18 protein-coding genes and 1 pseudogene are annotated in these 20,448 nt (G+C 61.2%); 6 read left to right on the forward strand and 13 right to left on the reverse strand.

Going from position 1 to position 20,448, the window contains the following annotated elements; genetic code table 11:
- Positions 1-20: 20 nt before the first annotated feature.
- Positions 21-107, forward strand: a pseudogene (locus ACO77H_RS27345) (outer membrane lipoprotein carrier protein LolA); the annotation flags it as partial.
- A gap of 6 nt (positions 108-113) precedes the next feature.
- On the opposite strand, the gene ACO77H_RS27350 reads toward ACO77H_RS27345, so the two are convergent.
- The 8 genes from ACO77H_RS27350 to ACO77H_RS27385 all read right to left on the reverse strand — a co-directional run bounded on the left by ACO77H_RS27350 (position 114) and on the right by ACO77H_RS27385 (position 10,627).
- Positions 114-794 (reverse strand): M23 family metallopeptidase, encoded by a 681-nt coding sequence (locus ACO77H_RS27350; RefSeq protein WP_432754786.1) that lies wholly within the window; start codon positions 792-794, stop codon positions 114-116.
- A 168-nt stretch (positions 795-962) separates the two neighbouring features.
- Positions 963-1,862, reverse strand: a complete 900-nt coding sequence (locus ACO77H_RS27355) for a response regulator (protein WP_169955430.1) — start codon at positions 1,860-1,862, stop codon at positions 963-965.
- Between the two features lie 168 nt (positions 1,863-2,030).
- Entirely contained in the window at positions 2,031-2,792 is a 762-nt protein-coding gene (phoU, locus tag ACO77H_RS27360) for a phosphate signaling complex protein PhoU (RefSeq protein ID WP_057961181.1), read from the reverse strand.
- A gap of 70 nt (positions 2,793-2,862) precedes the next feature.
- Entirely contained in the window at positions 2,863-3,696 is an 834-nt protein-coding gene (gene pstB / locus ACO77H_RS27365; RefSeq protein ID WP_029289934.1) for a phosphate ABC transporter ATP-binding protein PstB, read from the reverse strand.
- 164 nt (positions 3,697-3,860) lie between these two features.
- Positions 3,861-5,531, reverse strand: a complete 1,671-nt coding sequence (gene pstA / locus ACO77H_RS27370) for a phosphate ABC transporter permease PstA (protein WP_169955431.1) — start codon at positions 5,529-5,531, stop codon at positions 3,861-3,863.
- A 15-nt stretch (positions 5,532-5,546) separates the two neighbouring features.
- Positions 5,547-7,580, reverse strand: a complete 2,034-nt coding sequence (locus ACO77H_RS27375) for an ABC transporter permease subunit (RefSeq protein ID WP_169955453.1) — start codon at positions 7,578-7,580, stop codon at positions 5,547-5,549.
- A gap of 487 nt (positions 7,581-8,067) precedes the next feature.
- A complete protein-coding gene (locus tag ACO77H_RS27380; RefSeq protein WP_169955432.1) occupies positions 8,068-9,054 on the reverse strand; it encodes a phosphate ABC transporter substrate-binding protein PstS in 987 nt (328 codons plus the stop codon).
- Positions 9,055-9,346: 292 nt separating this feature from the next.
- A complete protein-coding gene (locus ACO77H_RS27385; RefSeq protein ID WP_170042267.1) occupies positions 9,347-10,627 on the reverse strand; it encodes an MFS transporter in 1,281 nt (426 codons plus the stop codon).
- A gap of 562 nt (positions 10,628-11,189) precedes the next feature.
- Here ACO77H_RS27385 and ACO77H_RS27390 point away from each other — a divergent pair.
- Together ACO77H_RS27390 and ACO77H_RS27395 are read left to right on the forward strand one after the other, a co-directional pair.
- Positions 11,190-11,594 (forward strand): acyl-CoA thioesterase, encoded by a 405-nt coding sequence (locus ACO77H_RS27390; protein WP_003176975.1) that lies wholly within the window; start codon positions 11,190-11,192, stop codon positions 11,592-11,594.
- 57 nt (positions 11,595-11,651) lie between these two features.
- Positions 11,652-12,539 (forward strand): D-hexose-6-phosphate mutarotase, encoded by an 888-nt coding sequence (locus tag ACO77H_RS27395; protein ID WP_432754787.1) that lies wholly within the window; start codon positions 11,652-11,654, stop codon positions 12,537-12,539.
- A 126-nt stretch (positions 12,540-12,665) separates the two neighbouring features.
- Here the strand turns inward: ACO77H_RS27395 and ACO77H_RS27400 are convergent, their stop codons facing one another.
- The 5 genes from ACO77H_RS27400 to ACO77H_RS27420 form a co-directional block, all read right to left on the reverse strand.
- On the reverse strand, positions 12,666-13,202 hold the full coding sequence (locus tag ACO77H_RS27400) for a DUF3299 domain-containing protein (RefSeq protein ID WP_169955434.1): 537 nt from the start codon (positions 13,200-13,202) through the stop codon (positions 12,666-12,668).
- A gap of 78 nt (positions 13,203-13,280) precedes the next feature.
- Complete coding sequence (locus ACO77H_RS27405) at positions 13,281-13,526, reverse strand: GlsB/YeaQ/YmgE family stress response membrane protein (RefSeq protein WP_029289950.1); 246 nt, start codon at positions 13,524-13,526, stop codon at positions 13,281-13,283.
- A gap of 100 nt (positions 13,527-13,626) precedes the next feature.
- Positions 13,627-14,712, reverse strand: coding sequence for a 5-(carboxyamino)imidazole ribonucleotide synthase (locus ACO77H_RS27410; RefSeq protein ID WP_032856724.1), 1,086 nt, complete (start codon positions 14,710-14,712; stop codon positions 13,627-13,629).
- A 12-nt stretch (positions 14,713-14,724) separates the two neighbouring features.
- Positions 14,725-15,216: a 5-(carboxyamino)imidazole ribonucleotide mutase gene (gene purE / locus ACO77H_RS27415; RefSeq protein ID WP_057440545.1), complete on the reverse strand. Its 492-nt coding sequence runs from the start codon at positions 15,214-15,216 to the stop codon at positions 14,725-14,727.
- Positions 15,217-15,529: 313 nt separating this feature from the next.
- Positions 15,530-16,453, reverse strand: a complete 924-nt coding sequence (locus tag ACO77H_RS27420) for a LysR substrate-binding domain-containing protein (RefSeq protein ID WP_432754788.1) — start codon at positions 16,451-16,453, stop codon at positions 15,530-15,532.
- Positions 16,454-16,633: 180 nt separating this feature from the next.
- Here ACO77H_RS27420 and aspA point away from each other — a divergent pair, with 180 nt between their 5' ends.
- The 3 genes from aspA to ACO77H_RS27435 all read left to right on the forward strand — a co-directional run bounded on the left by aspA (position 16,634) and on the right by ACO77H_RS27435 (position 20,448).
- Positions 16,634-18,058 carry an aspartate ammonia-lyase gene (gene aspA, locus ACO77H_RS27425; RefSeq protein WP_038444539.1) on the forward strand — a complete coding sequence of 475 codons (1,425 nt, stop codon included), beginning with the start codon at positions 16,634-16,636 and terminating at the stop codon, positions 18,056-18,058.
- 521 nt (positions 18,059-18,579) lie between these two features.
- A complete protein-coding gene (locus tag ACO77H_RS27430) occupies positions 18,580-19,416 on the forward strand; it encodes an ABC transporter ATP-binding protein (protein ID WP_262376972.1) in 837 nt (278 codons plus the stop codon).
- A gap of 39 nt (positions 19,417-19,455) precedes the next feature.
- The gene (locus tag ACO77H_RS27435; RefSeq protein WP_169955437.1) at positions 19,456-20,448 is read left to right on the forward strand and encodes an ABC transporter substrate-binding protein; all 993 of its coding nucleotides are present in this window, start codon (positions 19,456-19,458) and stop codon (positions 20,446-20,448) included.

Here is a 20,448-nt window from a genome sequence, read left to right on the forward strand (position 1 = left end):
CACCCCCTGTAGGAGCGAGCTTGCTCGCGAAGGACGTTAACGATAACGCTGGGATCCTGACACCCGGCAGCGCCCTCAGGTTTTTCGCGAGCAAGCTCGCTCCTACAAAAGCCTTACCGCGTGCCCGACGCAAAGTTGGGCAAGGCCTGTACCGGCTGCGTGAACTCATATGGAATCGACACCCACCCCGCCCCCGTATCGCGCTGCACCACAAAATGCAGGTGTGGCCCGCTGCTGTTGCCGGTATTGCCCGACTGCCCCAGCGGGCTACCCACCCCCACGTGCTGCCCATCCCTGACGCTGACCGACCCTCGTTTGAGGTGCAGATACACACCCTGGGTGCCGTCATCATGCAACACCCGCACGAAGTTGCCCGACGGGTCACTGCCGCGCCCGGATTGGTTGTTCTCGGTCTTCACCACCAAGCCACTCCGCGCAGCGATGATCGGCGTGCCCTCGGGCATGGCGATATCCATGGCGTAGCGACTCTTGACGTCAGAATGACTGAACGTGCCGCCAGGCCCCTGGGTCAGGCGGAAAGGCCCGCCACGCCAGGGCAAGGGGTAGCGCTGGAACTGCGCCGGCCGCAAGTTACGCCGCGGCTGGGGATCAAGCACCTGGCGCTTCACCGGCACCACCCGCCGTTCCTGGAACACAAACGCCTGGGCGCCGGGGGTCTTCTGCTCGCTGAAAAACACCACGCCACGGGCATCGGTGGAACGATAGAGGGTCATGGCCAGGGTCGATGAAGCGACCGCACACAGGCCACAAAACAACATAAAACGCACAAGCATCGGATAAACCTGCCGGGTATGACTGAACGGCAGGCTAGCAAGGGTTCATGACACTGTTGTGTGGACCGACGTCCCTGTAGGAGCCGGCTTGCCGGCGATGGCGGTTTATCAGTCACCGCGCCACGCCATCGCTGGCAAGCCAGCATCTACAGGGATCAGGGGGTTGGTTCAGGCACCCGGCACAAAATGCTTCTGCGCGGTACCCCGGGCAATCAGCCGGGAGATGTAGTCCAGCTTCTGCGCGTCCTGGTCGATAAAGCGGAAGGTCAGTTGCAGCCAGTCGCTGTCGGGGCGTGGTTCATAGGCGACGATGGCGTGCAGGTAGCCGTTGAGGCGGGCGGTTTCAGCGTTCTCGCCTTGTTCAAGGTCAAGCACAGCACTTTCCAGCACTTGCGGCAGGACGTCGCCACGGCGCACCACCAGCAGCGCCTCCTTGATGCTCAGGCCCTTGATCACACATTGCTGGGTGCCACTGGACAGGCGCAATTGGCCCTGGCCGCGACCGCTGGCGGCCGAGGGGGCGGCGGTGGACTGCACGGGCGGGCTGTTGAGCAGGCCTTTGCTCGGCGCGGCCACCGGGGCGGGCTTGACCGCTTCGGGCTTGCCACCGGTCAGGGCGCTGAGGGAGTCGTTGCCGAAAGCCGAGTTCATCTTGGTCGGCGCACTGGCCAGCAAAGCGTCGAGGCGGCCGATCTTATTCAGGGCCTGCTTGACCTTGTTCAGCAACTGTTCGTTGGTGAACGGCTTGCTGACATAGCCGGAGACGCCGGCCTGGATGGCCTGGACCACGTTTTCCTTGTCGCCACGGCTGGTGACCATGACAAACGGCATGGACTTGAGCTGTGGCTGCTCACGGCACCAGGTCAACAGTTCCAGGCCAGACATTTCCGGCATTTCCCAGTCGCACAGCACCATGTCGAAGGTTTCGCGCATCAGGATGGCCTGGGCCTTTTTGCCGTTCACCGCATCTTCAATCTTGATACCGGGGAAGTAGTTACGCAGGCACTTCTTCACCAGGTCGCGAATAAACGAGGCGTCATCCACCACCAACACACTGACTTTACTCATCGACCCTTCATCCTCTCAAAACCCCGGCAAGCAAAACGCTTAACTGATGGCATTTTGCCAAAAACTCGTCAGTCACGCCGGGACTTTATGGCTGCCCGCAGCGCAAAACTCATACGCCACAAACGCAAACGCCCGACCAGAGGCCGGGCGTTTATTTCTCGGGCAATCTTACTTATCGTCAGATTCGGCCGGAACATTAGGGATTTGATCGGCCGTGCCTTCAACTTCGGCTTTCATGCGCTTGAGGCCCATGTGCCGTACGTCGGTGCCGCGTACCAGGTAAATGACCAATTCCGAGATATTGCGCGCGTGGTCGCCGATCCGCTCCAGGGAGCGCAGCACCCAGATGATGCTCAATACCCGCGAGATGGAGCGCGGATCTTCCATCATGTAGGTCGCCAGCTCACGCAGGGCGGTCTTGTACTCGCGGTCGATGATCTTGTCGTACTGGGCCACCGACAACGCCAGGTCGGCGTCAAAGCGGGCAAACGCATCCAGCGCATCGCGCACCATGTTGCGCACCTGGTCGCCGATGTGACGCACTTCGACGTAACCGCGCGGCGCTTCGCCTTCTTCGCACAACTGGATGGCGCGACGGGCGATCTTGGTGGCTTCATCGCCGATGCGCTCCAGGTCGATCACCGACTTGGAAATGCTGATGATCAACCGCAGGTCAGAGGCCGCCGGCTGGCGACGAGCGAGGATGCGCAGGCATTCCTCGTCGATGTTGCGCTCCATCTGGTTGATCTGGTCGTCGATCTCGCGCACTTGCTGGGCCAGGCCCGAGTCGGCCTCGATCAGCGCGGTCACCGCGTCGTTGACTTGCTTCTCCACCAGCCCGCCCATGGCCAGGAGGTGACTGCGCACTTCCTCAAGCTCGGCGTTGAACTGCGCGGAGATGTGGTGGGTAAGGCCTTCTTTGCTAATCATGTTGGCGTCCTTGGAGCGTCCGGTAAGGTGCGGAGAACCGCAGCGTCAGTGCAATAAAAACCACAGCTTCCTAGCCGTAGCGACCGGTGATGTAGTCTTCGGTCTGCTTCTTCGCCGGATTGGTGAACAGGGTATCGGTATCGCCGAACTCCACCAGTTTGCCCATGTACATGAACGCGGTGTAGTCGGAAACCCGCGCCGCCTGTTGCATGTTGTGGGTCACGATGACGATGGTGAACTTGGACTTGAGCTCGTAGATCAGCTCTTCGACTTTCAGCGTCGAGATCGGGTCGAGTGCCGAGCACGGTTCGTCGAGCAGCAGCACTTCCGGCTCCACGGCGATGGTCCGGGCAATCACCAGACGCTGCTGCTGGCCGCCGGACAGGCCGAGGGCCGATTCGTGCAGGCGGTCCTTGACCTCGTCCCACAGCGCCGCGCCCTTGAGGGCCCACTCCACCGCTTCGTCAAGGATGCGCTTCTTGTTGATGCCCTGGATCCGCAGGCCATAGACCACGTTTTCGTAGATGGTCTTGGGGAACGGGTTAGGCTTCTGGAACACCATGCCCACCCGGCGACGCAGCTCGGCCACGTCTTCGCCCTTGCGGTAGATGTTGCTGCCGTAGAGGTTGATCGCGCCTTCCACACGGCAACCGTCCACCAGGTCGTTCATGCGGTTGAAGGTGCGCAACAGCGTGGACTTGCCGCAGCCCGACGGGCCGATAAAGGCGGTCACGCGCTGCTTGGGGATGTTCATGCTGACGTCGAACAGGGCCTGCTTCTCACCGTAGTACAGGCTCAGGCCCGGGACTTCGATGGCCACGGTTTCTTCGGCCAGGCTCAGGCTCTGCTTGTCGCGACCCAGGGCTGACATGTTGATGCCGTGGGAATGGGTTTCATGTTGCATGGGATGCTCCCTGTGCTACCAATTCGTTTCGTTGAACCGCCGGAGCGGCTTACTCAAATTCTGTGTCTGTGGGAGCTGGCTTGCCTGCGATGGCATCACTGCGGTCTTACTGATACACCGCGTCGTCTGCATCGCAGGCAAGCCAGCTCCCACATTGGACCGTGTCAGCTATCCAGTGCCTTGTACTTTTCGCGCAGGTGGTTACGAATCCATACCGCCGACAGGTTCAGGGTGGCGATCACCAGCACCAGCAGGAACGCGGTGGCGTACACCAGCGGACGGGCGGCCTCGACGTTGGGGCTCTGGAAGCCGACGTCGTAGATATGGAAGCCCAGGTGCATGATCTTCTGGTCCAGGTGCAGGTACGGGTAGTTGCCGTCCAGCGGCAGCGATGGCGCCAGCTTGACCACACCCACCAGCATCAGCGGTGCTACTTCACCCGCGGCGCGGGCCACCGCGAGGATCATGCCGGTCATCATCGCCGGGCTGGCCATGGGCAGGACGATTTTCCACAGGGTTTCGGCCTTGGTCGCACCCAGTGCCAGGGAACCTTCACGCACCGTGCGTGGGATTCGCGCCAGGCCTTCTTCGGTGGCCACGATCACCACCGGCACCGCCAGCAGCGCCAGGGTCAACGAGGCCCACAACAGGCCCGGCGTACCGAAGGTCGGCGCCGGCAGGGCTTCGGGGAAGAACAGGCGGTCCACCGAACCACCCAGCACGTACACAAAGAAGCCCAGGCCGAATACGCCGTAGACAATCGCCGGGACGCCCGCCAGGTTGTTCACCGCGATACGGATAATGCGGGTCAAGGTGTTCTGCTTGGCGTATTCACGCAGGTAGACCGCCGCCAGCACGCCGAACGGAGTCACGATCATCGCCATGATCAGGGTCATCATCACGGTGCCGAAGATCGCCGGGAAGATCCCGCCTTCGGTGTTGGCTTCCCGCGGGTCATCGCTGAGGAATTCCCAGACCTTGCTGACATAGAAACCCATCTTGGTCAGGGTGCCCATGGCGTTCGGCTGGTAGGCATGCACCACATGGCCGATGTTGATTTCCAGCTCTTTGCCGTTGGCATCACGGGCCGTGAGGCTGTCGCGGTTGAACTGGGCGTGCAGGTCGGTCAGGCGCGCCTCGACGGCCTGGTAACGCGCATTCAGCTCGGCGCGGTCGGCATCCATGTCAGCCTGGGCGGCAGCGTCGAGCTTGCCGCTGAGTTCCAGCTTGCGACCGTGCAGGCGGATTCGCTCCAGGCCGGCGTTGATCGCACCAATGTCGCTCTTCTCAAGGGTCTTGAGATCGGCGGCCAACCTGTTCACCCGCTCAACCCGCGCCTGCAGCTCAGGCCACGCCGCCTCGCCTTCGGCGATGACTTTGCCATCCTGCTTGACGTTGACCAGGGTGCCGTAGAAGTTGCCCCACTCACGACGCTCGATGGCCATCAACTCGACAGGCGTGGTCTGGTTGGTCAGCCACTCGCCGACGATCCAGGTGAAGTCATTACCGTTCAAGTCCCGGTTGCCGACCTTGATCAGCTCGCGGGTCATGAACTCCGGACCTTCGTCCGGCACCGGCAGGCCAGCGCTTTTCAGGCGCTCGCGCGGCACTTGTTCTTTCTGTACCACTTCGCCGATGACGATGTGGTTGGCCTGGCCCGGCACGTTGTAGTTGGCCTGGATCAGGTCGGCCGGCCAGAAGTGACCCAAGCCGCGTACGGCAATCACAGCCAGCAAACCAATGGTCATGATGACCGCGATGGCCACCGCGCCACCGCTGATCCAGACGCCAGGGGCGCCGCTCTTGAACCATCCATTCAGGGAGTTCTGTTTCACAGACTTCTACCTTTCTTAAAGCGACGAGTATTTCTTGCGCAGACGCTGACGGATCAGCTCGGCGAGGGTGTTCATGACGAAGGTAAACAGCAGCAGCACCAGCGCCGAGAGGAACAGCACGCGGTAGTGACTGCCGCCCACTTCCGACTCGGGCATTTCCACCGCGACGTTGGCGGCGAGCGTTCGCAGGCCTTCGAACAGGTTCATTTCCATGACCGGGGTGTTACCCGTGGCCATCAGCACGATCATGGTTTCGCCCACTGCACGGCCCATGCCGATCATCAGCGCCGAGAAAATCCCCGGGCTTGCGGTCAGCAACACCACACGGGTCATGGTCTGCCAAGGCGTAGCGCCCAGCGCCAGGGAGCCCAGGGTCAGGCCACGCGGCACGCTGAACACGGCGTCTTCGGCGATGGAGTAGATGTTCGGGATCACCGCAAAACCCATGGCCAGGCCGACTACCAGGGCGTTGCGCTGGTCGTAGGTGATGCCCAGGTCGTGGGAGATCCACATGCGCATGTCGCCACCGAAGAACCAGGTTTCCAGGTACGGGCTCATGTACAGCGAGAGCCAGCCCACAAACAGGATCACCGGGATCAGGATCGCGCTTTCCCAGCCATCGGGAACCCGCAGGCGGATCGACTCAGGCAGGCGGCTGAAAACAAAGCCGGCGACGAGGATGCCAATCGGCAACAACATCAGCAGGCTGAAAATCCCCGGCAGGTGCCCTTCGACATACGGCGCCAGGAACAGGCCGGCGAAGAAGCCGAGGATCACCGTCGGCATCGCTTCCATCAGCTCGATCACCGGCTTGACCTTGCGGCGCAGGCTCGGAGCCATGAAGTAAGCGGTGTAGATCGCCGCGGCGATGGCCAGGGGCGCAGCCAGCAGCATGGCGTAGAACGCGGCCTTGAGCGTACCGAAGGTCAGTGGCGCCAGGCTCATCTTCGGTTCGAAGTCGCTGTTGGCGGCGGTCGATTGCCAGACGTATTTAGGCTCGTCGTAGTTTTCGTACCAGACCTTGCTCCACAACGCGCTCCAGGACACTTCCGGGTGCGGGTTGTCGAGGGTCAACGGCTGCAGCTTGCCGCCGGCTTCGACGATCACGCGGTTGGCCCGTGGCGACATGCCAAAGATGCCCTGGCCTTCGACCACCGGGTCCACCAGCAAAGTGCGGTGCGCGGTACTGTGGAACACCCCGAACTTGCCGGAGGCATCCAGGGCGGTGAAGCCTTTGCGACGCTCTTCAGCGGTGATTTCAACGATAGGCGTGGTGCCCATCTGGAAAGTCCGGATCTGCTTGAGGTGTTGCTCGCCATCCGGGTCACGGGCCATGAACCACTGGGCCAGGCCACCCTTGGAGTCGCCGACGATCAGCGAGATACCGCCCACCAGTTGGGTGCTGGCGGTGATTTCAGCGTTGCCATCTTCCAATAATTTGTATCGACCGTTGAGGCTGTTGTCCCGCAGGCTGAACACATCGGCCAGGGCGCGACCGTTGATCACATACAGCCATTGCTGGCGCGGATCGACGAAGATCGCTTTAACAGGCTCGGTCATTTGCGGCAGGTCGATGCGCTTCTGCTCGCTGACCACTTCGCCGGTCATCATGTTTTCTTCGCGGCTCACCGACAACACGTTCAGGTGCGAACCGGCAGAACCGGCAACGATCAGCGAGCTGTCAGTGGCGTTGAGGGCGACATGTTCCAGCGGCCGACCGGCTTCGTCGAGCACCATTGGCGTGTCGCCGTAGGGGTATTCGATCTCGGGCGAAATGGTCTTCTTGCCGTCCGGGTACGACACTTTATAAGAGTGACGGAACACCAGGGACTGGCCATTGGACAAGCCAAGGATTACCAGCGGGCTGCCGGGCTGGTCTTCACCGATGGACACCACGCTGGCGCCGGCCGGCAGGGCCAGGTCGACACGCTTGAGTTCAGCACCGGTATCAACGCTGAAGAACAACGCCTGGCCCTTGTCGGAAACCCGCATGGCGACCTGGTTCTGCTCTTCCAGCGAGATCAGCAACGGCTTGCCGGCATCCTGCATCCAGGCCGGGCTCAGGGCCTCGTCCTTGGTCAGGCTGGCACCCTGGAACAGCGGCGCGACCACGTAGGCCAGGAAGAAGAAAATCAGCGTGATAGCGCCGAGGACGGCAAGGCCGCCGACCAGTACATACCAACGGGTCAGGCGGTCCTTGAGCGCGCGGATGCGGCGCTTGCGTTGCAGCTCAGGCGTATTGAAATCAATGCGCTTGGGAGGAGAAGTCGTCGTCATGGTGGAATTGGCCAGATCATTCATGCGCACACCCTAGCGATCCTGTATGACAGAAAGATGACAATGCAGTGACGCAAAAAATCCGCCGCGTAGCAGGGCTGGCAGCGGACCGAAAAATTAGGAGTGTAGACCGGCTTGTCATGGGAGCGGGTTGGCCCGCGATGGCATCAACACGATTTCAATTTTAAACCGCGTCGCCTGCATCGCGGGCAAGCCCGCTCCCACACAAGAGCATGCATCTACACCAGGTAGTGCAGGCTTATTTGCCTTCTTTCAGACCCAGGTCAGCCAGTGCCTTGGCGGCAACTTTGGCTGGCAGTGGGATGTAGCCATCCTTGACTACAACTTCCTGGCCCTGTTTGGACAGAACCAGTTTCACGAACTCGGCTTCCAGCGGGGCCAGAGGCTTGTTCGGAGCCTTGTTGATGTACACGTAGAGGAAACGCGACAGCGGGTACTTGCCGTTCAGGGCGTTTTCTTCGGTGTCTTCGACGAACTCGCCGCCTTCTTTCTTGGCCAGGGCAACGGTTTTCACGCTGGCAGTCTTGTAGCCGATGCCCGAGTAACCGATGCCGTTCAGCGAGGAGCTGATGGACTGCACGACCGAAGCCGAGCCTGGTTGTTCGTTGACGTTTGGCTTGAAGTCACCTTTGCACAGCGCTTCTTCCTTGAAGTAGCCGTAGGTGCCGGATACCGAGTTACGACCGAACAGTTGCACTGGCTTGTTGGCCAGGTCACCGGTCACACCCAGGTCACCCCAGGTCTTGGCGTCAGCCTTGGCGCCGCACAGGCGAGTCGACGAGAACACGGCATCGACCTGAGCCATGGTCAGGTGCTTGATCGGGTTGTCCTTGTGTACGAATACAGCCAGGGCGTCCACGGCCACCGGGATAGCCGTCGGCTTGTAGCCGTATTTGTTCTCGAAAGCCTGCAGTTCGTTGTCCTTCATCTTGCGGCTCATCGGGCCCAGGTTAGCGGTGCCTTCGGTGAGTGCAGGCGGCGCGGTGGAAGAACCGGCGGCTTGAATCTGGATGTTTACGTTCGGGTATTCTTTTTTGTAGTTCTCGGCCCACAGGGTCATCAGGTTGGCCAGGGTATCGGAACCGACGCTGGACAAGTTGCCCGATACACCAGTGGTCTTGGTATAGGCCGGAATTGCCGGGTCAACACCAGCGGCCACCGCGTGGGCAGTCGCAACGCCAGCAGCGACAAAAGTCATTGCCGCCATCAAACGCTTCAGTTTCATGCCTTACTCCTAGCAGATAGGGATAGTTGGATCGGGGCCAAGTATCGGTAGGCCGTGTGAACACTCTATGTCTGGAATATGACAATTAGATGAAAGGCCAGTATTGGCTAGGAAAGCGGATGCGGGGGGGGACGCTGAGTAAACGCGGGGGCGAGGCGAGGGATTGCGGTAATTTCAGAAACACTCTGTAAACGTTGCAGGAGCCGGCTTGCCGGCAATGGGCCCTTGAATTGTGCACTGATCAAGGGACGCCATCGCCGGTAAGCCGGTTCCTACAGGGGACTTGCCAGGTTCAGCGCCCGCGTTTCCACAGGTAGGCACCCACCAGCATCCCCATCGTGCAGATCACGGCAACGTAGTACGCCGGGCCCATTGGGCTTTCTTTCATCAGCAGCGACACCACCAACGGCGTCAGACCACCGAACACCGCGTAGGCAACGTTGTAGGAAAACGACAGGCCGCTGAAGCGCACCACCGGCGGGAAGGCCTTGACCATCACGTAGGGCACCACGCCGACCACGCCGACGAACAGGCCGGTAAGGGTGTACAGCGGGAACAGCCAGTTTGGGTGGTCCAGCAGGCTGTGATACAGCGTCCACGAGGTCGCAAGCAGTAATGCGCAACCGGCGATCAGCACGCGCCCGGCGCCAAAGCGGTCAGCCAGCGCGCCGGAGAGGATGCAGCCCAGGCTCAGTGTGACGATCGCCAGGCTGTTGGCCTGCAACGAGACTGTCGGGCTGAAGTGGTAGATGGTCTGCAGCACGGTCGGGGTCATCAGGATCACGACGACGATACCGGCCGACAGCAGCCAGGTCAGCAGCATCGACAGCACGATGGCGCCACGGTGGTCACGCAGGACCGCACGCAAGGGCAGCTCGGCGGCCAGGGTCTTGCGCTGCTGCATTTCGGCGAAGATCGGCGTTTCGTGCAGCCAGCGGCGCAGGTACACCGAAAACAGGCCGAATACACCGCCCAACAGGAACGGGATCCGCCAGGCGTAGTCCGACACCTGCTCCGGGGTGTACAGGGTGTTGATGGCGGTGGCCACCAGCGAACCCAGGAGGATCCCGGCGGTCAGGCCGCTGGTCAGGGTGCCGCAGGCGTAGCCGATATGGCGTGGTGGGACATGCTCAGAAACAAAAACCCACGCCCCCGGCACTTCGCCACCAATCGCCGCGCCCTGGATCACGCGCATCAGCAGCAACAGGATCGGAGCCCACAGGCCGATTTGCGCGTAGGTCGGCAACAGACCCATGATCAGGGTCGGCACGGCCATCATGAAGATGCTCAAGGTGAACATCTTCTTGCGCCCCAGCAGGTCGCCGAAGTGCGCCATGATGATCCCGCCCAGCGGCCGCGCCAGGTAGCCGGCGGCGAAGATGCCGAAGGTCTGCATCAGGCGCAGCCATTCGGGCATGTCGGCGGGGAAAAACAGCTTCCCGACCACCGTGGCGAAGAACACGAAGATGATGAAGTCGTAGAACTCCAGCGCGCCGCCCAGGGCCGACAGCGACAGGGTTTTGTAGTCGTTGCGGTTCAGCGGTCGTGCGGGCGGCGCAATGCTTGAAGGCACTGTGGTCATGGCAAGGCTTCTCTTATTAGGTCAGATCAGGAATCCGCAACAGTGCTGGTTTGGCCTGGCAGGTCCGGCAAGATAACAAATTGCCTGGAAAAGCACAGTCTAAACACCTGCACAGCGGTTGGCGCCGACTCGCAAAGTCACCACCTTGCAAGGCCCGCCTCTTCCTTCTTCGAATTATTGTCGGGGACCAAAAACGCCAGCAAATACTGGGGTGCAGGGTTTAAAAGAAACAATGGTCAAACCCCTCAAGTTGCATGACTGTTTTGGCCATTTGCCCGACACCTTCAAAGCCACGCAGATAGATGTACAAAATCCGGCCCCAATGGTCGTCGCGCAGGCTAGCGACCGATATACTGCCCGCCTTGCACCGGCATATCAGTGGAAGTTGCGCGAAAACGTCGTTGGCACCGGCCAGCCGATTTCGCAGAGTTTCCCTCAAGGCGCCTTTCGAAAAACGTGACGAACGTAGTATGTTCGGGGCTGAATCGTTTTTCCAAGACGGCTATTCACCGATTACATAGTCCAAGAGTCACGGGTCAGAGGCACCCCCGGCATGATCGAACTCGAACAAGAAGATCCTATCCCGCAAGGCGATCTCGCCCTGCAAATCACCGCACTGCCCCGTGAAACCAACGGTTTCGGCGATATTTTCGGCGGCTGGCTGGTAGCGCAGATGGACCTGGCCGGCACGGCAATGGCCAGCAAGGTCGCCGGCGGCCGCGTGGCTACCGTAGCCATCGACCGCATGGCCTTCCTGGTTCCGGTGGCGGTGGGCGCGCAGTTGTCCTTCTACACCCAGGCCCTGGAAATCGGCCGCAGCTCGATCCAGATGATGGTCGAAGTGTGGAGCGATGACCCGCTGTCCAGCGAATGGCGCAAAGTCACCGAGGCGGTGTTTGTGTTCGTCGCCATTGATGGCAGCGGGCGCACCCGGTCGGTTCCGTCGCGGGCGCGTTAAACCTCGCGGCGGTTTGACGGTCCATTGCCCCATTGCCTGTCACTAAGAGAGCCTTGTATGCCTACGCCCCACGTTGAAGCCGTGAAAATGGATGAGCTGGACTGCTGGCGCATCCGCCACAACGGCGCCGAAGTGCTGGTGGCCCAACAGGGTGCGCACGTGTTCAGTTACCAGCCCGCTGGCGCTAAGCCGGTGATCTGGCCAAACGAGCAGGCTGTGTTCAAGGCTGGCAAAGGTATCCGTACGGGCGTGCCGGTGTGCTGGCCGTGGTTTGGTGTGTTCGAGCGCAACCCGCAAAGCGTCAAGGCGATGCGCCAGAGTGATCAGCCGGCCGGCGCCCATGGTTTCGCGCGCACGGCCATCTGGACCTTGGCCGGCGTCGAAGACAATCGGGTTGAACTGGTCCTGCCGGCACCTGCTGACGGCTTCCCTGGCTGGCCCCATCAGGTCGATCTGAAAATGAGCATCCTGCTCGACGAGCAACTGCATATCCGCCTGACCAGCCACAACCGCAGCACCGACACCGTGACCATCAGCCAGGCGCTGCACAGCTACTTCGCGGTCAGCGACGTACGCAAGGTGCAGGTCGAAGGCCTGGACGGATTGGACTATATCGATACCGCCGACGGCTGGGTGACCAAGCAACAGGTCGGCGCACTGCACTTCAGCGCCGAGACCGACCGTATCTACCTCGACACGCCGGCACAGTTGAACATTGTCGATAAAGACTGGCAGCGCCAGATCCAGCTCACCAGCCAAGGATCAAAATCGACCGTGATCTGGAACCCCTGGACTGAACGCGCCAAGGCCTTCGATGACATGGCCGATGACGGCTGGCAGGGCATGCTGTGCATCGAGACGGCGAATGTGCTGGACGATGTGGTGGCACTGGCACCGGGCGCTAGTCACACCATGGGCGTGAGCATCGCCAGTCTGCCCCTGTAACCTAACCAAAATGTAGGAGCGGGCTTGCCCGCGATGGCGGTGTTTCAGCCGATACATTCGGCGACTGATACACCGCTATCGCGAGCAAGCCCGCTCCCACCCAAGCCCGGGGTTTTGTAGCGCTGGTTATAGATCCGCTTCCTGCACCACCCTCACCACTCCCGCATCCAGCGCATACGCCGCATCCGCCAGGTCGTTGTTGACCGTCTCTACCTTCAAGGTGCCGGTCACCCAAAGCGGCGTGTAGATGTCATCCAGCTTCAAGCCCTTGGGATAGCGCACCAACACCAACTGATTTGGCGGCGGCGGCGGCACGTGGATGCACGCGCCCGGGTAAGGCACCAGGAAGAACAAGGTGCTGCGGCCCTTGGCGTCGGTTTCCAATGGCACCGGGTAGCCCCCCAGGCGGATATGCTTGCCGTTCAGGGCGGCCACGGTCTTGGTCGAATACATCACCGCCGGCAAGCCTTTGCTCTGCTTCAAGCCACCCTTTTCGGTAAAGGTGCCCAAGGCTTCCGGGGAGTTGTGGTCGATATCCGGCATTTGCTCCAGGGCTTTCTGGTCTGACTCAGGCATCAGTTCCAGCCAGTCGGTTTCCGGCAATTGGGCGGCGTGGGCCAGGCTTGAACCCAGCAAAAGGACAGTCAACAGGAGGCGGCGCATGAAGGGGCTCGGCAAATGAACACAGTGCCGGCATTCTAGCCCTCTGCGCCTGCGCAGCGCAGAGGGCTTGTCGCTAAATCATTTCTTTTTCAGCAGACCGTAGATCACCAGCAACACGATGGCACCGACCAGCGCGCCAATGAAGCCTGCGCCCTGGCCTGCCTGGTAGATACCCAGCGCCTGGCCGCCATAGGTCGCCGCCAGGGAGCCGGCGATACCCAGCAGGATGGTCATGATCCAGCCCATGCTGTCGTCGCCTGGTTTCAGGAAACGCGCCAGCAGGCCGACGATCAAACCGATAAAGATGGTCCCAATGATACCCATGGCATTTCCCTCTGAATGAAAGTTAGCTGAAGCCTAGTCAGACTTTGGCATCCTGCAATCAGAGGATGGCGGTCACCAATGGTTCCCGCCAGCCCGTGGGTTATTGCGCGGCGATCAGTGCCTGGACCTTGGCGATCTGCGCGTCGAGTGTCGCGCGGTCCTTGCAACGCAGGTTGGCGTGGCCGACCTTGCGCCCGACCTTGAAGGCCTTGCCGTAGTGATGCAGGTGGCAGTCATCAATCGCAATGACCTGCTCTACCGGCGGCACCACACCAATGAAGTTGAGCATCGCGCTCTCGCCCACCTTGGCCGTGGAACCCAGTGGCAGGCCCGCAACCGCCCTCAGGTGGTTTTCGAACTGGCTGCACTCGGCGCCTTCGGTGGTCCAGTGCCCGGAGTTGTGCACGCGCGGGGCGATTTCGTTGGCCTTGAGGCCACCGTCCACTTCAAAGAATTCGAAGGCCATCACGCCAACATAATCCAGTTGCTTGAGCACGCGGCTGGAATAGTCTTCGGCCAGGGCCTGCAACGGGTGGTCGGTGCTGGCCACGGACAGCTTGAGGATGCCGCTGTCGTGGGTGTTGTGCACCAACGGGTAGAAGCGCGTTTCGCCATCACGGGCGCGCACGGCCACCAGCGAGACTTCGCCGGTGAACGGCACGAAGCCTTCCAGCAGGCAGGCGACACTGCCCAGCTCGGCGAAGGTGCCGACCACATCGGCGTCAGTACGCAGGACTTTCTGGCCCTTGCCGTCGTACCCCAGGGTGCGGGTTTTCAGCACAGCCGGCAGGCCGATGCTGGCGACGGCAGCGTCCAGGTCCGCCTGGGACTGGATGTCGGCGAAGGCCGGGGTCGGAATGCCCAGGTCCTTGAACATGCTCTTTTCGAACCAGCGATCACGGGCGATGCGCAGGGCTTCGGCGCTCGGGTACACCGGCACGAATTGCGACAGGAACGCCACGGTTTCGGCCGGCACACTTTCGAACTCGAAGGTCACCAGGTCGACTTCATCGGCCAGTTGGCGCAAGTGGTCCGGGTCGCTGTAGTCCGCCCGCAGGTGTTCGCCCAGGGCCGCCGCACAGGCGTCCGGCGCCGGATCAAGAAACGCGAAGTTCATCCCCAGCGGCGTACCCGCCAGGGCCAGCATGCGACCCAGTTGGCCGCCACCGATTACACCGATTTTCATCAATCAACAACCTCAGGCGATGCGTGGGTCTGGATTGTCCAGGACGCTGTCAGTCTGTTCGGCGCGGAATTTCTTCAGGGCCGCGTGGAACTGTGGATGCTTGGCGCCCAGGATACTGGCCGACAGCAATGCCGCGTTGATCGCGCCAGCCTTGCCGATCGCCAGGGTGGCCACCGGAATGCCGGCGGGCATCTGCACGATGGACAGCAGCGAATCCACGCCCGAGAGCATCGACGACTGCACCGGCACACCGAGTACCGGCAAGTGGGTCTTGGCCGCACACATGCCCGGCAGGTGGGCTGCGCCACCGGCACCGGCGATAATCACCTCGATGCCACGGGATTCTGCTTCATCGGCATACTGGAACAGCAAGTCCGGCGTGCGGTGGGCGGAAACCACCTTCACTTCAAACGGAATGCCGAGTTTTTCCAGCATATCGGCGGTGTGGCTAAGGGTGGACCAATCGGACTTGGAGCCCATGATCACGCCAACCAATGCACTCATCGTCGTGCCTCTTCTCTCTGGGCGCCCGCAGGCGCGTCAAAAAACAACAAGCCACGCGGGAAATCCGGCGTGGCTTGTTGTACGAATTAAGGCCGGTTGGACCGGCCGAAGGCCGCGCAGTATACCGTAATAATGCAGATAAACAGCCCCTGGAATGACCATCTGTCTTACCGGTCAAACCTGCGGTTTTATTGACTTCAGAGTCAGCCAAAACACCCAAAACCTGTAGGAGCCGGCTTGCCGGCGATTGCGGTCAATCAGCACCAAATATTCGACTGGCACACTGCTATCGCTGGCAAGCCAGCTCCTACAGTTAACCGCGTTCGGCCGGCGGATTCTGCGTTGCCCCACCTTCCAACTTGCGCCACAACAACCGCACGTTCGCCTTGCGCACCAACGCGCAGCGATACAGGCGGATCTCCAGCGGCACATGCCACTGCGGCCCGCCGCACACTACCAGTTCACCCCGGGCCAGCTCGGCGCGCACGCTCAACTGTGGTACCCAGGCAATCCCCAGCCCTTCCAGCGCCATGCTTTTAAGGCTGTCGGCCATGGCGGTTTCATACACCGTAGTAAAGCGCAGGGCGCGCTGGCGCAGCAGCAGGTTCACCGAACGCCCGAGGAATGCCCCAGCGCTGTAGGCCAGCAATGGCACGCTGCCCTCGCCTTCCAGGTCAAACAGCGGCTTGCCATCGGCATCGGCGGCGCACACTGGGAGCATTTCGGTATTGCCCAGGTGCAGCGACGGGAAAATATCCGGGTCCATCTGCATTGCCGCATCCGGGTCGTAGAACGCCAGCATCAGGTCGCAGCCACCTTCGCGCAGGGCATGCACCGCGTCGCCGACGTTGGTCGCGACCAGCCGCGTGGCGATGTTCAGCCCTTCGTTGCGCAATTGCGCGATCCAGCGTGGGAAAAAGCCCAGCGCCAGGGAGTGCGCCGCCGCGACTTGCATGACTTCGCCCTGGCCGCCTTCAAGGTGATGCAAATGGCGTAGCACTTCGCCCAGTTGCTCGACCACCGTGCGCGCCGTTACCAGGAACAACTGCCCCGCCGCCGTCAATTCGACGGGCGTGCGCGAACGGTTGACCAGCGTCAGCCCCAGGGCCGCCTCAAGGCTGCGGATGCGTCGACTGAAGGCCGGCTGGGTGACAAAGCGCCGCTCCGCCGCCTGGGAGAAGCTGCGCGTGGCCGCCAGGGCGCTAAAGTCTTCCAGCCATTTGCTTTCAAGGTTCATCTGATTCTCCAGGGCATGCACCATTTTGGCACACACGCCCGCCATGTTAACCGGGTCACATCAACATTATGCCGTTTGTGCATAGGCCAGCGCTTAATAGCATTGGCCCAAAAACTCCCACAAGCCTAGCATTCACAGCGTTCCGGCCTAGCCCGGGTCCATATCGAGATGATTTCCGTCATGTCCTCCGCTGCATCATTCCGCACAGAAAAAGACCTGCTTGGCGTACTCGAAGTACCTGCCCAAGCGTATTACGGCATCCAGACCCTGCGAGCCGTGAATAACTTCCGTCTCTCCGGCGTTCCGATTTCGCATTACCCGAAATTGGTGGTCGGTCTGGCAATGGTCAAGCAAGCCGCCGCTGATGCCAACCGCGAGTTGGGCCAGCTCAGCGAAGCCAAGCACGCTGCCATCAGCGAAGCCTGCGCCCGCCTGATCCGCGGCGACTTCCACGAAGAGTTCGTGGTGGACATGATTCAAGGCGGCGCTGGCACTTCAACCAACATGAATGCCAACGAAGTCATCGCCAACATCGCGTTGGAGGCCATGGGCCACAACAAGGGCGAGTACCAATATCTGCACCCCAACAACGACGTGAACATGGCGCAGTCGACCAACGACGCCTATCCGACCGCGATCCGCCTGGGTCTGCTGTTGGGCCATGACGCGCTGCTGGCCAGCCTCGACAGCCTGATCCAGGCGTTCGCCGCCAAGGGTGTCGAGTTCGGCCACGTCCTGAAAATGGGCCGTACCCAGCTGCAAGATGCCGTGCCGATGACCCTCGGCCAGGAATTCCGTGCCTTCGCCACGACCCTGGGTGAAGACCTGGCACGCCTCAAGACCCTGGCGCCGGAGCTGCTGACCGAAGTCAACCTGGGCGGCACCGCCATCGGTACCGGCATCAACGCCGACCCGCGCTACCAGGCCCTGGCTGTACAGCGCCTGGCCACCATCAGCGGCCAGCCGCTGGTACCGGCGGCCGACTTGATCGAAGCCACCTCCGACATGGGCGCGTTCGTGCTGTTCTCCGGCATGCTCAAGCGTACGGCGGTGAAGCTGTCGAAGATCTGCAACGACCTGCGCCTGCTGTCCAGCGGCCCACGTACCGGGATCAACGAAATCAACCTGCCAGCGCGTCAGCCAGGCAGCTCGATCATGCCCGGCAAGGTCAACCCGGTCATCCCGGAAGCCGTGAACCAGGTGGCCTTCCAGGTCATCGGTAACGACCTGGCCCTGACCATGGCGGCCGAAGGCGGCCAGCTGCAACTGAACGTGATGGAGCCGCTGATCGCCTTCAAGATCTTCGACTCGATCCGCCTGCTGCAACGCGCCATGGACATGCTGCGCGAGCACTGCATCGTCGGCATCACCGCCAACGAAGCACGCTGCCGCGAACTGGTGGAGCACTCCATCGGCCTGGTCACCGCGCTGAACCCGTACATCGGCTATGAAAACGCCACCCGCATCGCCCGCATTGCCCTCGAAAGCGGTCGCGGCGTGCTGGAACTGGTGCGCGAAGAAGGCTTGCTCGACGACGCCATGCTCGACGACATCCTGCGCCCGGAAAACATGATTGCCCCGCGTCTGGTGCCTTTGAAGGCCTGAACGCATGTAGCACCGCTCACCAGGTTGAGGGACTAGACACCTCTCACCCTTTTGAGGGCTTGAAGACTTGCTCTTCAGGCCCTTTTTTTTGCCCGCAATTTGCCAACCCCCAACCTTTGTAGGAGCCGGCTTGCCGGCGATGAGGTCCTCAAGGCAGGTACAACATTTCAAGAACGCCATCGCCGGCAAGCCGGCTCCTACATAAACGCAACCAGTCCCTCGAATGCGTTTTACATATAAAACAAATAACGCCTTTCGCAACTTCCCCGCGTTACCCAATAAAGCACCGACTTCTTGCAACTTCCCATTACACGCTCAAGCAGTGTGCAATTTCGTGCCATATAAGAACCAACGTTTCATATATGAAACAACCAACTTCCAACTACTAGAACCTAAATCACTAATATCAAAGGATATTTACTAATAGTTTGTAGGAAATAACCCCCTGGCATTGTTCATGCACTAAACGGCGTATCACCTATAAAACAGACCAGAGTACCTACCTGATGGCTGTGAAAGAGATGTACGCCGTGACGCCCCAATGGAATAACCAAGCTCTCAGGGAAGAGCTGGAGCCGACTGAAATTGAATTTCGCAATGTCGGTAAATGTTTCCCGGCCAAGGGTAAAGCAGACGCGCCCTTCGCCATTCGCGAGGTGAACTTCAAGATTCGCCGGGGTGAAGTGGTGTCGATCATCGGCCCTTCCGGTTGTGGCAAGAGCACCATTCTCAATATGGGCTCAGGCCTGTACCGCCCCAGCGAAGGTGAAGTGTTCGTTGGTGGCGAGCCGGTCACCGGGCCGGTGCCGCAGGTTGCGTTCATGTTGCAAAAAGACCTGCTGATGCCCTGGCGCAGCATCCGCCGCAACGTCGAACTGGGCCTGGAGATCCAGGGCGTACCCGCCGCCACCCGGCAGAAAGTCGCCCTCGACCTGCTCGAGCGCTGCCACCTCAATGGCTACGCCGATCACTACCCGTTCCAGCTATCCGGTGGCATGCGCCAGCGCGCCGCCCTGGCCCGCACCCTGGCCATCGACCCGCAGGTGCTGTTCCTCGACGAGCCGTTCTCGGCCCTCGATGCCCAGACCAAGATGATCCTGCAACAGGACATGGCGCGGATGCTGTTCGACGAGAAGAAGACCGCGCTGTTCATCACCCATGACCTGATCGAAGGCATCGCCATGTCCGACCGCTTGCTGGTCATGAGCGCCCGCCCCGGCACGATCATCGAAGAAATCAGTATCGACCTGCCGTTTCGCGACAACCCCCTGGAGCGCCGCAAGCTGCCGGAAATCGGCCCGCTGGTCGGCCGCCTGATGGAGTTGCTCCAAGTCGGCGCCGACACCGAACTGCACTGATCACCGCCCTTGCGGCCCCCAACCGATTCAGGAGTCCCCATGCTCAAGTCTCTGTTTCAACGTCTTTGCGCCCTCAGCCTGGGCCTCGGCATGGCCTGTGCCGCCCAGGCGCAGCCGACCAAGGTCACCTACCTGCTGCCGGCGCCGCCCAACTCGCCCGCGTTCGCTCCGTGGATCATCGCCAAGGAAAAGGGCTACTACACGGCCCAGGACCTGGACCTGACCTTTATCGCCGCCAAAGGTGGCGTGGACGTGGCCAAGCAGATCGGCGCCGGTAATGCGCTGATCGGCGGGGCCATCGGTGACACGCCGATCGTGGTGCGGGCCAATGGCATCCCGGTGCGCGCCGTGGCGGTGCTGGGCGACGGCGGGGTGACGATGATCGCCACCAACGCCAAGGACAACATCAACAGCGTCAGCGACCTCAAGGGCAAGACCATGACGGTGATGTCGTACTCCGACACCACCTACTACGCCCTGCTCGCCTCGCTGCGCAAAGCCGGGCTGGGCAAGAACGACGTGAACATCCAGGCCGCCGGCCCCGCCGGGGTCTGGCAATTGTTCTCCGCCAACAAGGCCCAGGCCATGGCGGGCGTGCCGGACTGGGTGATCAATGCCGAGGAAGCCGGGGTGCAGATCAAGCTGATCCCCCAGGACCAGATTTTCGAGAGCATGGCCCAGGCGATTCTCGCCTCCGACGACGCGATCAAGAACCAGCCCCAGATTGTGCGCGGCGTGGTCCAGGGCACCCTGCAAGGCATGCGCGACATCATCCAGGACCCGCGCGCCGCCGCCGTGACCTTCGCCAAGGCGGTACCGGCCTACGCCGGCAAGGAAGACTCGCTGGAGAAGATCTTCAAGCTCTACGTCGAACACGTCTACGCCAAGCAGGCCGTGCTCGGGCACATCGATCCGCAGCACCTGGACAAGGTCCTGCAGTTCTATGTCAGCGAGGGCATCGTCACCCAGGCGACTCCGCTTGAAGACCTCTTCACCAACCAATTCGTCGACAGCCCGGTCGCCGCACAGTGA

Origin of the sequence: Pseudomonas sp. WMBT8 (assembly GCF_050916005.1) — a bacterium.
Taxonomy (GTDB): Bacteria; Pseudomonadota; Gammaproteobacteria; order Pseudomonadales; family Pseudomonadaceae; genus Aquipseudomonas.